The sequence below is a fragment of the Actinomycetota bacterium genome, from assembly GCA_041658625.1.
In the GTDB taxonomy this organism is placed as follows: Bacteria; Actinomycetota; JAHEXW01; order JAHEXW01; family JAHEXW01; genus JBAZZW01.
Genome location: JBAZZW010000001.1, coordinates 508,143 through 522,436, shown reverse-complemented (window position 1 = coordinate 522,436; position 14,294 = coordinate 508,143). Strand labels below are relative to the sequence as shown.

The 14,294-nt window shown below is 54.6% G+C and carries 14 protein-coding genes and 1 tRNA gene; 4 read left to right on the top strand and 11 right to left on the bottom strand.

Translation table 11 applies throughout. The features are described from left to right. Nucleotides 1–167: 167 nt before the first annotated feature. Nucleotides 168–641 carry a hypothetical protein gene (locus WC891_02570; protein MFA5866830.1) on the top strand — a complete coding sequence of 158 codons (474 nt, stop codon included), beginning with the start codon at nucleotides 168–170 and terminating at the stop codon, nucleotides 639–641. Here the strand turns inward: WC891_02570 and WC891_02565 are convergent, their stop codons facing one another. From WC891_02565 to WC891_02530, 8 genes are all read right to left on the bottom strand, one after another. Beyond that, on the bottom strand, nucleotides 642–1,349 hold the full coding sequence (locus tag WC891_02565) for a hypothetical protein (GenBank protein ID MFA5866829.1): 708 nt from the start codon (nucleotides 1,347–1,349) through the stop codon (nucleotides 642–644). Nucleotides 1,350–1,418: 69 nt separating this feature from the next. Next, nucleotides 1,419–3,248 (bottom strand): Stk1 family PASTA domain-containing Ser/Thr kinase, encoded by a 1,830-nt coding sequence (pknB, locus tag WC891_02560; protein MFA5866828.1) that lies wholly within the window; start codon nucleotides 3,246–3,248, stop codon nucleotides 1,419–1,421. A 33-nt stretch (nucleotides 3,249–3,281) separates the two neighbouring features. Then, nucleotides 3,282–4,682, bottom strand: a complete 1,401-nt coding sequence (locus tag WC891_02555; GenBank protein MFA5866827.1) for a penicillin-binding transpeptidase domain-containing protein — start codon at nucleotides 4,680–4,682, stop codon at nucleotides 3,282–3,284. After that, the gene (locus tag WC891_02550) at nucleotides 4,679–5,962 is read right to left on the bottom strand and encodes an FtsW/RodA/SpoVE family cell cycle protein (GenBank protein MFA5866826.1); all 1,284 of its coding nucleotides are present in this window, start codon (nucleotides 5,960–5,962) and stop codon (nucleotides 4,679–4,681) included. Before WC891_02550 ends, WC891_02555 begins: the two co-directional genes overlap by 4 nt. Then, complete coding sequence (locus WC891_02545) at nucleotides 5,955–6,686, bottom strand: Stp1/IreP family PP2C-type Ser/Thr phosphatase (protein MFA5866825.1); 732 nt, start codon at nucleotides 6,684–6,686, stop codon at nucleotides 5,955–5,957. Before WC891_02545 ends, WC891_02550 begins: the two co-directional genes overlap by 8 nt. Beyond that, nucleotides 6,683–7,138: an FHA domain-containing protein gene (locus WC891_02540; GenBank protein MFA5866824.1), complete on the bottom strand. Its 456-nt coding sequence runs from the start codon at nucleotides 7,136–7,138 to the stop codon at nucleotides 6,683–6,685. The genes WC891_02545 and WC891_02540 overlap by 4 nt, the downstream gene beginning before the upstream one ends. A gap of 3 nt (nucleotides 7,139–7,141) precedes the next feature. Next, nucleotides 7,142–7,822, bottom strand: a complete 681-nt coding sequence (locus WC891_02535; protein ID MFA5866823.1) for a DUF3662 and FHA domain-containing protein — start codon at nucleotides 7,820–7,822, stop codon at nucleotides 7,142–7,144. Next, nucleotides 7,819–9,612 (bottom strand): serine/threonine-protein kinase, encoded by a 1,794-nt coding sequence (locus tag WC891_02530; protein MFA5866822.1) that lies wholly within the window; start codon nucleotides 9,610–9,612, stop codon nucleotides 7,819–7,821. The genes WC891_02535 and WC891_02530 overlap by 4 nt, the downstream gene beginning before the upstream one ends. A gap of 98 nt (nucleotides 9,613–9,710) precedes the next feature. Here WC891_02530 and WC891_02525 point away from each other — a divergent pair. The 3 genes from WC891_02525 to WC891_02515 all read left to right on the top strand — a co-directional run bounded on the left by WC891_02525 (nucleotide 9,711) and on the right by WC891_02515 (nucleotide 11,495). After that, nucleotides 9,711–9,797, top strand: a tRNA-Leu gene (locus WC891_02525). Nucleotides 9,798–9,816: 19 nt separating this feature from the next. After that, the gene (locus WC891_02520; protein MFA5866821.1) at nucleotides 9,817–10,860 is read left to right on the top strand and encodes a hypothetical protein; all 1,044 of its coding nucleotides are present in this window, start codon (nucleotides 9,817–9,819) and stop codon (nucleotides 10,858–10,860) included. An 8-nt stretch (nucleotides 10,861–10,868) separates the two neighbouring features. Continuing rightward, nucleotides 10,869–11,495 (top strand): nitroreductase family protein, encoded by a 627-nt coding sequence (locus WC891_02515; protein ID MFA5866820.1) that lies wholly within the window; start codon nucleotides 10,869–10,871, stop codon nucleotides 11,493–11,495. Here WC891_02515 and larC read toward each other — a convergent pair. The 3 genes from larC to larE all read right to left on the bottom strand — a co-directional run bounded on the left by larC (nucleotide 11,473) and on the right by larE (nucleotide 14,266). Further along, nucleotides 11,473–12,612: a nickel pincer cofactor biosynthesis protein LarC gene (larC, locus tag WC891_02510; protein MFA5866819.1), complete on the bottom strand. Its 1,140-nt coding sequence runs from the start codon at nucleotides 12,610–12,612 to the stop codon at nucleotides 11,473–11,475. The two genes, WC891_02515 and larC, sit on opposite strands and share 23 nt — an antisense overlap. A 69-nt stretch (nucleotides 12,613–12,681) precedes the next feature. After that, nucleotides 12,682–13,455 (bottom strand): nickel pincer cofactor biosynthesis protein LarB, encoded by a 774-nt coding sequence (gene larB, locus WC891_02505; protein MFA5866818.1) that lies wholly within the window; start codon nucleotides 13,453–13,455, stop codon nucleotides 12,682–12,684. Further along, nucleotides 13,448–14,266 carry an ATP-dependent sacrificial sulfur transferase LarE gene (larE, locus tag WC891_02500; protein MFA5866817.1) on the bottom strand — a complete coding sequence of 273 codons (819 nt, stop codon included), beginning with the start codon at nucleotides 14,264–14,266 and terminating at the stop codon, nucleotides 13,448–13,450. The genes larB and larE overlap by 8 nt, the downstream gene beginning before the upstream one ends. Nucleotides 14,267–14,294: the final 28 nt, after the last annotated feature.

Genomic DNA, 14,294 nt, shown 5'->3' with positions numbered 1-14,294 from the left:
CTCGATTTAAATATTCTTCGACTGAACGAAGTGAATGGAGAAGCGTGCGAGACGATTTGAATTTGGGTGGCTGAAAAGTTGCTCCGGCGAAGGCTTGGTGTTTAGGAGGTGCGACGGGCGGGCGGTTCAAGTCCCCCCACCTCCACCAGGTGGAGGATGCGGAAGCCGTGAAAACCGCGCTGCTTAAAAACCCCTTTGTCAAAAACCTGTTATCCGCTTTAGCGGTGTCTTTCTTCAGCTTTGTTTTATGGAACGTCGCTTTCGTGCTGTACGCGTTGTTCTTTCAGATAGTTCATATATTCACGCCGATTGATATGGCCCGCTCGTCGCTGTGGTTAACGCCCTATATATTGATTGTCTTCACCCTCATGGTTGCCGTTCTGTCATGGTTTGTCTTCCAGTCGTCTCTTCCGGATTTAGTCAAAGCGACCTGCGCAACCGCGCCGCTGGTAATTGTCCTGGTCAGCATAGGGATATTGACGTATCCTAATCCCTGGCTCGCTTATGCTTTAAGTACGGTGGTCGTGGCGTTGGCTTTGACTTACTTGCGTCTTTCCAAAAAGCCGTGGATTTACTACTATGCAGCTTTATTCACGGCCATAACGCTCTTGATATTTAACCTTGCGGGTGGAGAAATCTAACTAGCGGACTGATTTCAACAGGTCGAAAAACGGACCATCCATAGCTGAGTAGCCGGCATCGTTAGGATGAGAATCATCGGCCGATGTCTCATAACCGCTCTTAAGGTAACCGCTGCCGTCAGCTAGGATGCCGTATTGGTCGAAGATCCAGACCTGTCCGGAATGGGCGGCGGCGAAATCATTCAGCCACTTGTTGTACTCCCTGTGGTTCCAGACAAGATCGTAGGTTGTCGCGCCTTTGACCTGGGGTAGGGCGTTGCCGATGACAAGCTTCTTACCGGCGCGCGCGACCATGACATCATAGGCTTTTTGAGCGTAAGCCTGGTTGCGCTTTAAGTTGCTCCGTGCGGAGTCTCTATCGTCTCCGTTAAAATCGACGAAGCAGAGCTTGAAAAAAACGATTCCCGCGCCGCCGCCGTCTTCCTCAACGCGCGATTGAACGCTGTCCATAATGGAATCCGGCCCGTCGATTTCCCGGTAGTAAAGGGAAAAACCTTCCTTGTTGTAAGGTTGGGAGGAGTCGCCGGTCCAATGTGTAAACCAGCCGTTCATGACCGATCGACCCAACATCATGACTTGGGTAGAACCAGACGAAGCAGCGGTCTGAGACTCTTTGGCGGTTGGTTTCTTATCGGTCTCAGCCGGGGTTGTAGCGCAAGCTGGAACCACGAGAGCTAGAAGAAGGATAAGCACTACTGCGCGTTTCATAATGCACCCTCACCCTAACCCTCTCCCCTCAAGGGAGAGGAAATTAAATTAAGCGCTATCTTCGGTCAGTTACGGTTGGACCCAGATGCCGACGGTGCTGCCGCGGTTGACGATGACGCCGGAGGCGGGATTCATATCCCAAACGTTGCCTGACACCGTGCCGGGCGGACCGGCGGCGGTCGTCGGGCTGACAAGTAGATCATTACTGGCTAGCCAGGCGTTGGCGTCGGCTTGTTTCATGCCTTTTAGGTTTATCAAGGTAACCTTAGCCGAACCCTTGCTAACCGTAATCGTTACCGTTGAGCCTTTGGCGGCTTTATCGCCGGAGACGGGGCTCTGTTTGATGACGTGGTTCTTCTCGATCGTCTCGTTGTAATCGTCGAACCGGTCGACCTTGAAACCCGCGTTCTCTAAGATGCTTATCGCGGCGTCCACGGTGTTATTGGTTACGTCGGGGACTTTGATTTGTTGAGAGCCGCTGCTTATAGTGATATCGACCGCTCCGCCTTTCTCCACTCGGGCGCCCGCTTTTGGAGACTGCGCCATTACTTGGCCCTCCGCGACAGTATCGCTAAACCCTGTACCCACCTTGCCAAGTAACAACCCGGCCTTTTTAAGGGCTTCGGCGGCTTCGGCTTCGGTTTTTCCTGTCAGGTCGGGAGCGACGACGGTTTCAAGGCCTTTGCTCATGACAACCGTAACGGTTCCGCCTTTCTTCATTTTTTCGCCGGCTGCCGGATCTTGGCTGATGACGCGGCCGGGCGCGACCTTTTCGTTGGTAACTTCCTTTTCCACCTGGAGTTTCAGGCCGGCGGCGTCAAGCGCTTGTTGCGCCTGTGACAGTGTTTTCCCCTTGATATCGGGAACGACGACGCTGGGCGTTGACAGCAGCGAATACGCCAGCGCCCCGCCGCCAAGCAATAAGAGCAGGATGACAGCAATGATTGCCGCAATCAGTGCTTTCTTCGGTTTACGCCGACCGTCCCCACCGGCAGGACGGCTGCTTTGGGCGGCCATCGTTCGCGTCATGTCAGACGCGTCGCCGGCAGCCGACGTAGCGGCGCCCATTATTTTTACGGGTAAACCTTCTATTACGCGCTTCAGGTCGTCACGGACCGCTTCGGCCGAGCGATATCGCTCGTTCGGATTCTTGGCCATGCATTTAATGATGACGGCTTCCAGGCTGGCCGGTAAGTCTCCAAAAACGCTGCGCGGCGGTATCGGCGTGTCGTTGATGTGTTTTAGCGCGACGGACACCGGATTTTCGCCCCTGAACGGCAATTCCCCCGTTGCCATCTCGTACATTACGACGCCTAGTGAATATACGTCGGTGGTCGGTCCGACGATGCTGCCCTGGGCCTGTTCGGGAGATATGTAGTGGGCTGTGCCCATGACCGCGCCGGTTCGCGTCATCGTAGACGTCGCGCCTGCCCGCGCGATGCCGAAATCCGTGACCTTTATTTCGCCATTGTCCGTGATAATGACATTTTGCGGTTTTATATCTCGGTGGATGATCTCGTGCTCGTGGGCGAATTCCATCGCCTTGGCGATCTGCATTCCGATATGGACGACTTTCTCCGTCGATAGTGGTGCGTCTTTCTGGATAAGCTTCTTGAGCGTCATGCCATGGACGTATTCCATGACAATAAAATGGACGCCGCCTTCCTCACCGACGTCGTAGATGCTGACAATATTGGGATGCGTAAGCTTGGCGGCGGCGCGGGCCTCACGGCGAAATCGTTCCAAAAAGCCTTCGTCGGAGGCGAATTGCTTATGCAGGATCTTTAAGGCAACGGTCCGACCTAGGACCTGGTCTTCAGCCCTGTAAACGTCGGCCATGCCGCCCCCGCCGACCTTCTCTATAATTCTATATCGTCCGTTAAACACCGCTTCTTCCAAGAAGCCTCCCCTTTCCCCGATTATATATGCCTGTCATTTGTTTTTCAAAAACTGCTCCAGCAGGGCTTTGGCGATCGGTCCCGCCGATCCGCCACCTGTGCCGCCTTTTTCTACGATAACCGCGACGGCGATGCCGGAGCTGTCCGCCGGCGCGAAAGCGACGAACCAACCGTGAGTTTCGCCCTCGACTCCGGTTTCCGCCGTCCCCGTTTTTGAAGCGACGCGGACGCCTGGAATCTTGACTATCTCGCCGTAGCCCTCTTCGGTCACGGCGACCATCATGTCTGTCATAGTAGCCGCCGTTCCCGGCTTGATGACCTGATCGATTTGTTCAGGCGCCGTATGCCTGACAACCTGTCCGTTCGGGTCGGTTATCTCGGACACTAGGTGGGGCTGCATCATCACGCCTTCGTTGGCGATCACCCCCGTCGCCATCGCCATTTCGAACGCGGTGGCGACCGTCTTTGCCTGACCGATTGCGGTCCAGGCCACGTCGACATCGTCCATCGCGCTCGCCCTCTTGACGCGGCTTCGTTTAACCGGCACATCGAATGGCATGTCTTCGTTGAAGCCAAAAAGCGAGGCGTACTGGAATAGGCGATTGGCGCCTAGCTTCAGCCCGATTTGGGCAAAGACCGTGTTGACGGAGAATTTAAGGGCGTCGGTAAAGGTGATTTCTCCGTAAGATTTGCCGTCCAGATTTCTCACTGTCGTTCCCATTACCTTAAACGAATCATTGCCGTTCAGCAAATCATCGGGCTTGTAGAGGCCCTCTTCCAGCGCGGCCGCGCTGGTGATTATCTTGAATGTCGAGCCAGGCGGATAAGCTCCTTCGGTCGCCCGGTTAACAAGCGGGGCGTCCGGATTCGACGAAATCGCCTTCCAGTCCTTGTCGATCAAATTCGGGTCAAAATCCGGGGACGAAGCTATGGCCAAAATCGCGCCTGTTTTGGGATCGATAGCGACCGCGGCCCCTTTCTTGCCGGCTAATCCCTGCTCCGCGACCTTTTGTAAGCGGCTGTCAATTGTGAGCGTCACGGCATTGCCGCGTTTATCCGGCCGCTTGAATTTTCGGACGAGGTCTTCGATGAAACCGACCTGTTCCTTACCTAGAAGGTAATCATTATATGTTTTTTCCAGTCCGCTTTTGTTATATCGCGTGCTGGAATAGCCGATGGTTTGCGCAGCCAAACCGCCCAAAGGATAGAAACGTTCATAATGTCCTTTGACCAGCCTGCTGTCCGCTAAGACCTGGCCGTCGGCCGACACTATCCGGCCTCTTCTGATGCCCGCCTCGGCTTCCACTGCCCTTGTATTTCCCTGATGAGTCGCGAGTTCCGGACCCTGGACAAGAACGATGTGGGCGATGTTTATTGTCAGAACGATAAACAAACCGACAATGAACGCGCTGACAATCCTTATTTGCCTGTTCATCCGATGCGGCTGGCCTCCTCGATCGACTGGTTGGAAATTATGATTAAAAGACCGGCCAGGATGAAGTTGGCTAGAATCGAGCTGCCGCCGTAACTCAGGAAAGGAAGCGTAATTCCGGTCAACGGCAACAGTTTGGTGACTCCGCCGATAATGACAATGGTCTGGATGGCAAAAACTGCCGTTAATCCTGTCGCCAGAAGTTTACCGAATTCGTCGGAGGTTTTGATTGCGATGGTAAGCCCGCGGCCGACAAAGACCATGTAGAGGGCGATGATCGCAAACATTCCGACCAGCCCCATTTCCTCGCCGAAGGCGCTGAAAATAAAATCGGTCGTGACTATGGGTATCAGATTCGGGTAACCGCGGCCAAGACCTGTGCCCCAGACTCCGCCGCTGCCTAACGCGAACAGCGATTGAACGATCTGATAACCTTTTCCGGTCGCGTAAGGCCAGGGATTGATCCAAACGGAAATCCTGGCGCCGACATAGCTGAAAACTTTGGCTATGACCGTGGCTCCGGAAATAAATAATAGACTGCCGATGCCGACATAGAGACCGCGGCCGGTCGCCACATATAACATGACCAGAAATAAGCCGAAAAATAAGAGGCTGGCGCCGATATCCTTTTGAATGACCAGGAGTCCTAGCGAGATCACCCAGAACATGAGCAGAGGACCGAGATGCTTAACGTCTGGGACGCTGAACTGTCCGACCTTCCGCGTAAAAACCGATAAGAGCTCGCGTTTCTCGCTCAAATAGGCGGCGAAGAAAATAACGATCAGGATTTTGGCGATCTCCGAAGGCTGAAAACTGAAGGGCCCGATGTTCAGCCACAGGTTCGGCTGCAGGAAGCCGGAGCCTAATCGAATGGTGGAGAACAATAGCACTAAACCGGCCAGCCCTATCAGGTATTTATAGTTAGCCAGGGACCGGTAATTTCGCCACAGTGTGACGAGAAGCACAAGAACTGCCGACCCGACGACGATCCACGCGAACTGGCGGACGGCCAGATCAAGGTCCAACCGGTAGATCATCGATAGGCCTAATCCCGTTAACAGACAGATTAGGGGCAGGATGATCGGGTCGGTGTGAGGAGCCGCAAATCGCAGATAAATATGAATCCCAAGATACAGCGCCGCGAACAACACGGCCATAACGGCCAAAACGACCGGCGCGGCTTGCGGGCGGCTGATTTGAACCGTCGCCAGCGCGCCCCAGGATAGGATAATTGAGCCGGCCAGAAGCCTAAGCCCCCGGTTCCGGCGGCGGTTTTCAGACAAAATCCGCCTCCGTGAATTCGGCTAGAACAGCCGTGATGTTGTCTTCTCCTCCAGCGTTCAGGGCGGCCTTGACAAGGCCGTTTATGGCGCCTATCAAGCTCTTGTAATCATTGACTATCCGTCCGATCGCGTCGTTGTCGACTTTAGAGCTAAGTCCATCCGAGCAGAGCAGAATCTTGTCGCCCGGGGCGAGCTCTTCGACGTAGACTTCCGATTCGATGGCGGCGTATGTGCCGAGGGCGCGGGTGATGACGTGCCGCAAAGGGTGGATGCGGGCGATTTCCTCGTCGATTTCGCCTTTGGCGATCATCTCTCCGACCAAAGTATGGTCGGTCGTTAGTTGGCGGATTACCCCTGCGCGCAGCAGGTACGCCCGGCTGTCGCCGACTTGCGCGACGTAAAGTCGGCCGCGGGCGAAAAAGGCGGCCGTCAACGTCGTGCCCATCCCTTTGTATTCTTTGTTCTCGGCAGCCCTGGCGTGAATCACGGTATTTGCCTGGTCGACGGCTTTCTTTATCGCCATCAGGATGGCGTCTTCGGAAGCATCCGGTTCCGGAGGGCCGAAGGCTTCCCGGAATGTACGAAGCCCAAGCTCGCTGGCAATTTCACCGGCGCGATGCCCCCCCATGCCGTCGGCGACGGCAAAAAGCGAGCCGTCGACTAGATAGGCGTCCTCATTAATATCACGCAATTTGCCTATATCGCTTTTACTGGCTAGTCTCACATCTTTACCTGGAAGACGGTTTCACCTATACGGATTTTCTGCCCGTTCTTCAATTCGGTCTGACCCGTTATCATCTCTTTGCCGACATAAGTCCCGTTAGTGCTGCCTAGATCCATTATGTACCAGGTGTTTAATTTCTTGACGATACGACTATGCTGATGAGAAACAAGCGGGTCGCGCAATACTATATCCGTTTCGGTCGACCGGCCGAGGGTAATCAGATCTGTCAGGGGGTAAACACGGCCCTCGTTGACATAAGCGCTTTTAACGACTTCGAGCGCGGCCTCGCGCGGAACCGCCTTCTGTTGTTGCTCCATGACCTCGCGGGCTTCCGCGTAAGGGACAGGCCGCTCGTAGATGTCAATGTAGATGGCTTTGACTACCCGCCAAATGAACAAATAGAGAATCAGAATCAGCACCAGATTGATAAGGGCAACATAGCCGGGGGCCATAGATCAAAGCCTCCTGAAGACAAGCGTGATATCTCCGGCGGTTATCTTGGCGCCGTCCTTTAGGTCGATTTCGGCGATGCGCTTGCCATTAACAAAGGTACCGTTTGTTGAGCCGAGGTCGGTCAGTGTGACATGATCTTTGGAGATGTTTATTTCCGCGTGGCGGCGTGATAAACCCGGGTCAGGCACGCTTATCTCGTTGGAGTCCAGGCGGCCGATGGTCGCCCTGCCTTCGCCCACCCAGAAAGTCTCCGCTTCCTCGCCGTCGATGATAAGGCTGACGGAGGCCAGGGCGTCCGGGTTCTCCATTTGCGATGGCGTCACCAGACGGGCTTCAGCTTCAGCGCGTCCCAGCGGCAGGCTTTTATCTTCCTTTAGGATGACGGAGATGGCTCCCATCACCGAATAGTTTTTGGCCTTTCGCCTTTTGTCCAGGTAGCTTTTTAGTTCGTCGACCAGTTTGTCCTTAAAATCGGAGAAGGCCGCAAAATCGTTGGGACTTAACCGGACGATATATTCGTTGGGTATGTAGATTTTGGAAACGCTGATCGTGCGGCCGGCTTCCATCTCACGGTCAAGGCGTTTAGCCAGTTCGACCGGCTGCAGTGATGACTTGAATCCTTTGGCGAAAGTCCCCTCCACCAAGCGTTCGAGTTTGCCTTCCAGGTCTTTCAGCAGGCTCATTCTTCATCCTCGTCTTCCTCTTCCCCTTCAAAGTCTTCGCTATAGACGCCGCGCCGCGGCAGAGCCGGCAGGAGGCCTAAAGGTAGTATAAGTGAAGCGGCCAGCGTTTTCAGGAGTGTGTCAATATAAGTGGATCCCCATTGAAAGTTAATCATAAGGGCCAGCTGGCCCACCAACAACACGGCCGCGCCGGCGGTCAAGCCGTAGAAGTCGGTCTTGAGCGAGCGGCGTTTGGCCGTCACGCTAATAAGCGCGGCGACGCCGCCCCAAAGAATCGGTTGCACGATGAGCAGCGGGGAAGCCAAGAACGGTTTAATAAGCGCGCCTGTAGCCGAGATGGGATTCAGCGAACCGGCTAAAGCGGCTTTTAAGCCGTATACATTGGGCGCCGCGATAAAAGCGATGGTTTTCATGTTGAACAGATAGAGAAATTCAACCGCAAATCCGCCAGCGATGCCCAGTATGATCGCTTCAAGTGGGTTGAAAAACAAACCCGTTATAAGGGGGAAGCTCAAACCCGAGCCGGCCAGTGCTAACAGGGGAGAGAGAAAAAGGTAAACGGTTTTTAGAGGCCGAATGAGCCAGAAAGAGAGTCCCCAAACGAAGATGCCGACAGAATAAAGAACCGCCATTATCAGGCTGAAATCGGCGATCGGTAAGGCCAAAAAGGCAAGACCGCCGGCTAGACCGACGCGCGGGAAGAGAACGGCCACGACGAAGTAGACGAATGGTATTGCCGACGTGATTCCGGGCATGTAGAAACCGGTTTTAGTCAGGAAGAACGACAGTATTAAAGTAGCCAGAACGGCGTTGCCGAAACGCTCGAAAATTTTCCGGTGCCTTTTGACGAACGCGGCGACGCGCTCCTTGGCGTCGCCGGCTGATTCGACCAACGGTTTTAGCGGTCCCAAATACTCCTGTGATTCTTCAGGTTGGCCGGCCTGGGCCAGCCTATAGAGGGGTTTTATGATCTTGCGGGCCGGCAGCCTGGCCGTCCGCATACTCTCCAGGTAATGCCGCAAAACTGTCACGTCGTCAATACGGTCCGACCGTTTCTTCTCCAGTGTCCGCATGACCAAGCTGTCCAGGTCGGACGATATCCGGTCGTTCAATTCATATAGAGGCTGCGGCTCCAGACTGGTGATCTTAAACACTATGCCCGCCGGCGTGGCCGAGGCGAATGGGGACGCTCCCGTCAGCATCTGATAAAGAACGACGCCCAGGGAAAAGATATCCGTCCTGGCGTCGACACGCCCGCCTTTAGCTTGTTCCGGAGACATATAAGCGAATGTGCCCATAATATCACCGTCCGCGGTCATCGTAGAGGCGGAGAGTTTGGCGATGCCGAAATCGGTGACCTTAACGTCTCCGTTTCTTGTGATCATAATATTGTCCGGTTTGATGTCACGGTGAACGATATCCATGGCATGAGCCGCTTCCAGCGCGTCCGCGATCTGGATGGCGACGTCCAGGCTTTCCTCGATCGTTAGCGGGGCTTTAGCCGCCAAAATCTGGGAAAGCGTAACCCCGTCTATGTACTCCATAATAAGATAGAAGAACTCGTTGTCGTGTTCCAAGTCATGGACTGTCACGACGTTGGGATGGTTAAGCTGGCCGGCGGCCCGGGCTTCATTCAGGGCTCGGCCTGACGTCTTCGAGGTAGCCTCGATTCTCTTGATGGCCACGACGCGGGACATCAAGGTGTCTTCGGCTTTAAAAACCTCGCCGTGGCCGCCTCGCCCGATGCGATCGATGATGCGGTACCTATCTAGTATGACCTCTTGTATCATATGGTCAAGGTTATCAGCCGCGACGGTCGTTTGGCAATAAGCGGCCGGGTGCGCCGGTGGCCTCGTATGCTATAATACTTTGGCAATTGAGGTCACCTGCCCCCGTGGCGGAATTGGTAGACGCGCTACGTTCAGGGCGTAGTAGCCGTAAGGCTGTGCTGGTTCAAATCCAGTCGGGGGCACCATTGCAAACGGAGGCATTTCTTGGCTTACAAAAGCGGCCTTTCATACAAACAAAAACGCAGGTCAAAAATAAGCCCGACTCTGATAATCGTCATCCTTGTCATTGTTTTCCTTTTGCTATGCCTCATCGGCCAAGGAACTTTCAGCCGGATCGGCTGCAACGACAACACCAGCGAGCTTCAGACATACATCAACCAGGTTAAGAAGATAACCGATCGTACCAATAAAGTCGGTACCGGCTTCGCCGACCTTCGCGCCAATATGAAGAGCCTGGCCCGCAAAGACCTTCAAAAAAGACTCGACACCTTGGCCAAAGACAGTAAAACCATCGCGGCAGACGCGGCCAAGATGCAAGTCCCGCCGGAAATGAAGGACGCCAATACGTATCTAATGATCTCGCTCAATATGAGGACATCGGCTTTGGAGAGCTATAAACCCGCCATCTTTAACGCGCTTCAAGACACCGACCTCGAGGTTTCGGGAAGACAAGTCAGCTTAGCCCTCAAGGATCTGGCCTTCAGCGATCGGGCCTTTGCGATTTTCAAAGACAAAGCGCAGAAGGTCTTAAAAGACAGGAAGATTACCTTTGTGGCGGTACCGGCATCCGTCTTCATTGCCGGAGATACCGAATTCGAACAAGCGACCGTTCTTGAATTCCTGAGAAACGTGAAAGAATCGGGCGATTTGACGGAAAAGCACGGCATTGCCATCAGCGAGCTGGTCGTCGAGCCGGTGGCGGTGTCCGAAAACGACGGTGTTTTTGTTCTTCCGCAGGCCGCGACGATCACCATCACCGTAACCATAGAAAACCAGGGAAATCAGCTGGAAGTGAACATCCCTGTGACCGCGACGTTAAAATCGGAGACTCAGCCGAAACCGCAGACCAAGAAGGAATCAATCGGATCGCTGCCGCCGGGACAGAAAAAAACAGTGAAAGTAAGTGGCTTGAAACCAACAGCCGGAGATATTATTAATATGCTGTCGTTAGAAATCGGTCCGGTTCCCAAGGAATCGTTCCTTGACAACAATATTTCAGAATACAAGTTCACTATGGAACGAAAGTAGGTGTTAGTATGGCCGACCAAACTTATCCGAACGAAGTGATCTCGAACATCTTCAATCGAAGAAGCATCCGCGGCTACAAAGATCAACCGGTGTCCAAAGAAACAATTAAGAAGATCCTGGACGCCGCTTGCATGGCGCCATCCCTCCTAAACAGCCAGCCCTGGCGGTTCACAGTCTATCAGGGAGACAAGCGAGAGGGGATTCTAAAATTGTTGCGGCGTACTCTGCGCTACCTGGAGGACATGCTGCCCGTTTTGGACGAAGCTGATCGAGCGGCCTTTGTCAAAGGGCACGAGGACAAGGAAGAGCAGAAACGCGTTATCGATTTCTTCGACACCTTGGGCGGGGCGCCGGTTATCATCGTTGTTACGATGAAAAAAATACGGAACGATATCAACCGGCGGATGGGCTTAATAGCCTGCGGTGGAGCAGTGGAAAACATGATGCTGGCCGCGGAAAGCCTGGGTCTGGCGACGTGTTGCGTCGGCAGCGCGCTTTGGATCGAGGAAGATATCTTACAGGTAATGGACCAGACCGACAGCGAACTCGTGACCATAATCACGCTAGGCTCTCCCGCCTACGAGGCCGGCCTTACGGAACGAAAGAAAAACGTTACCGAGTGGATAGGCTTTTAAGGGCTGCTTCGTAGACCTGCTTGAGCGGCGTGTTATGCTCCTTGGCTGCCGTCGCGCAATCTTCATATTCCGGCCGTACTGACACGGCCGCACCGTCCAGCCAGCCCGTTTTTACCCTTATTTCCCCGTAATCCGTTTTAACAATCACCGTTTTCCGGCTGAGCAAGCGTCTGGAGACGCGCGATATCCTTATCCCCAGGGTACCCGTTTCCTTAAAGAACACGTCGACGACGCCGGCGTCGCGTCCCGGTTCAGCCAGGCAGCTGACGACATTGGCCGGGCGCCCTTTTTTCATGACGACAGGGGTAAACCAGACGTCCAGAGCCCCGGCCTCAAACAGCCTGGCCATCGCGTAAGAGAGTCCCTCCGGCGTTAGGTCGTCAATATTTGATTCCAATAGGACAACGGTGTCTTCGTGATCAAGAGGTCTTGATTTGTCCGTCTCGCCAAGCCAAACCCTGACTACGTTCGGCAGTTCTGTGTCCGCCTCGCCGGCCCCATAGCCCGTTGCCCTTATTATCGCCGGCGGAGCCGGCGCTTGTTTGGCCAACGTTTTTATAATCGCCGCGCCGGTCGGAGTGACGTTCTCGATGCCGATGTCGTCCAACCCGACGGACATATTCTCGAGAATATGGATTGTTGCCGGCGCCGGCCGGCTGACTGTTAAGGCAGAAGCGTAAAGTTTTTTAACGTCAAGCAGTTTAAGGCAGACGGCCGCGCCGGTAATGTCAAGAATCGCGTCGACCGCGCCTACCTCGTGGAAATGTATCGCCGCGGGCACTTGTTTGTGCGCCGCGCCTTCCGCCGCGGCCAAAACCTCAAAGACACGGGCCGCGTCGTGTTTGACGGAGCGGCTTAAACCGCTGCCGGCAATGATCTTAAGAACATCAAGTAGCGTTCGATTGGTGTTTTCCGGTTTGATTTCTATGTCAACTTTGGTCGCGGAGGTGCCGGCCTTGTCGACTTGGCGGGTCTTAAGTTTCCACCCGGTGAGATTCAGTTTCGCTAGTTCGGCGATTAGCTCTTTAGGGTCCGCGCCGGCGTCGATCAACGCGCCTAGAATCATATCCCCGCTGACTCCGCCGAGGCAATCTAAATACGCGATTTTTGTGGACATTAAATTACTCCTGATTTACCAAACACGATTCTTGCTGAATGCATAGTAGCGTGTCAGTTCCAGCGGCGACTATGTCGCCCCAGGATGACTCTTTTCGGTTTGTCTGTTTATCGTTGCGGCGATATATCCGCCGCCGAAGCCGTTGTCGATATTGACCACGCTGACACCCGGCGCGCAACTGTTCAGCATCCCCAGAAGAGCGGTGACGCCGCCGAAGCTCGCTCCATAGCCGACGCTTGTCGGAACGGCAATAACCGGACAGGAGACGATTCCACCGACGAGGCTGGGTAAAGCTCCTTCCATTCCGGCAACCGCCACGACGGCATTGGCTTTGTTTAAGACTTCGCGGTGTGCGAACAAGCGGTGCGCTCCGGCTACGCCGACGTCGAAAACCCGCTCTACATTCGCGCCCATAGTCTCGGCGGTGACCGCCGCTTCCTCGGCGACCGGAATGTCGGTAGTTCCGGCCGTGGCCACAACTACCAGGCCGGTTAGGGCGGCCGGGCGCCGGCCGGGCGCGACAACCATCTTGGCGGTTTCATGGTAGGCGGCGTTCGGCGCGGCTTTCTTGGCGGCCCTATAAGCCGCCGCGTCAGCCTTGGTTAGTAGAACCGGCAGACCTTCTTTCATGAGCGCTTCGACTATTCGGGTGATTTGCTCCGGCTTTTTGCCGGGGCAATAAACAGCCTCCGAAAAACCGCAACGCATCGTTCTGTGATTATCAGGCTTAGCGAAATCGAGATCCTCGAAAGGCAAGCGCCTCAATCGCTCGACAGCGTCTTCAACAGACGTCGAGCCGGATTTTATTTCTTGCAGCAGCTTCTCGATTGATTCTTTATCCATTGTTTCGTTGTTTCCGGTCATCGTTAAGACTGCCTTGCCGGTAACCTTTCTCATCGATCTCGACCCTGGCGAAGCCAAGATTGCAGAGCAGGTCGCTGATTTCCATGCTTCTCGCCCGCGCGGCCGGCACCTCCTCGGGGGAGACCTCGATCCGGGCGTGAATATCGTCAAGCAGCCTGACTCTTACCTTATGGAAGCCCATGTCTCTAACGATCATCTCCGCCGCGTCGACGCGGCTCAACCTATCAGTCGTAATGCGCTGGCCGTAAGCTACCCGGCTGGCCAGACAGGGAGCGGCCTCTTTGTCCCAATTGGGCAAGCCGATTTTCTTCGCGATTTGCCGGATATCCTTTTTTGACAGTCCGACGTCGACTAGCGGATGAACGATTCCCGCTTCGGCCGCCGCCTTTAATCCCGGCCGGTAGTCGTTTAGATCATCTGTGTTTACGCCTTCCATGACCACGGCGCCATCAACGTTCTTAACCGCTTTCTTAATGACCTCGTACATTTGCGCCCGGCAATGGTAGCAGCGGTCATCCGTATTGGCGGCCGCCTGCTTGTTCGAAAGGAAACTTTCGCTAAGGATCTGCTGACTGACTCCCAGCTTCGCCGCCAGCGCCATAGCGGCCTTAATTTCGGCGTCAGGAGTTACTTCAGATTGCCAGGTCAGCGCTAGCACGTTATCTCCCAGCGCGTCTCTGGCTGCTGAGAGGAGCAAGCTGCTGTCGGTTCCTCCGGAGAACGCGACAACCGCATAAGGGTATTTTTGAAGCTCCTTTTTCAGCAGTTCGTATCGTTTGTCAGTTGGCATGAATTACATAATAACCCAGACATAAGCC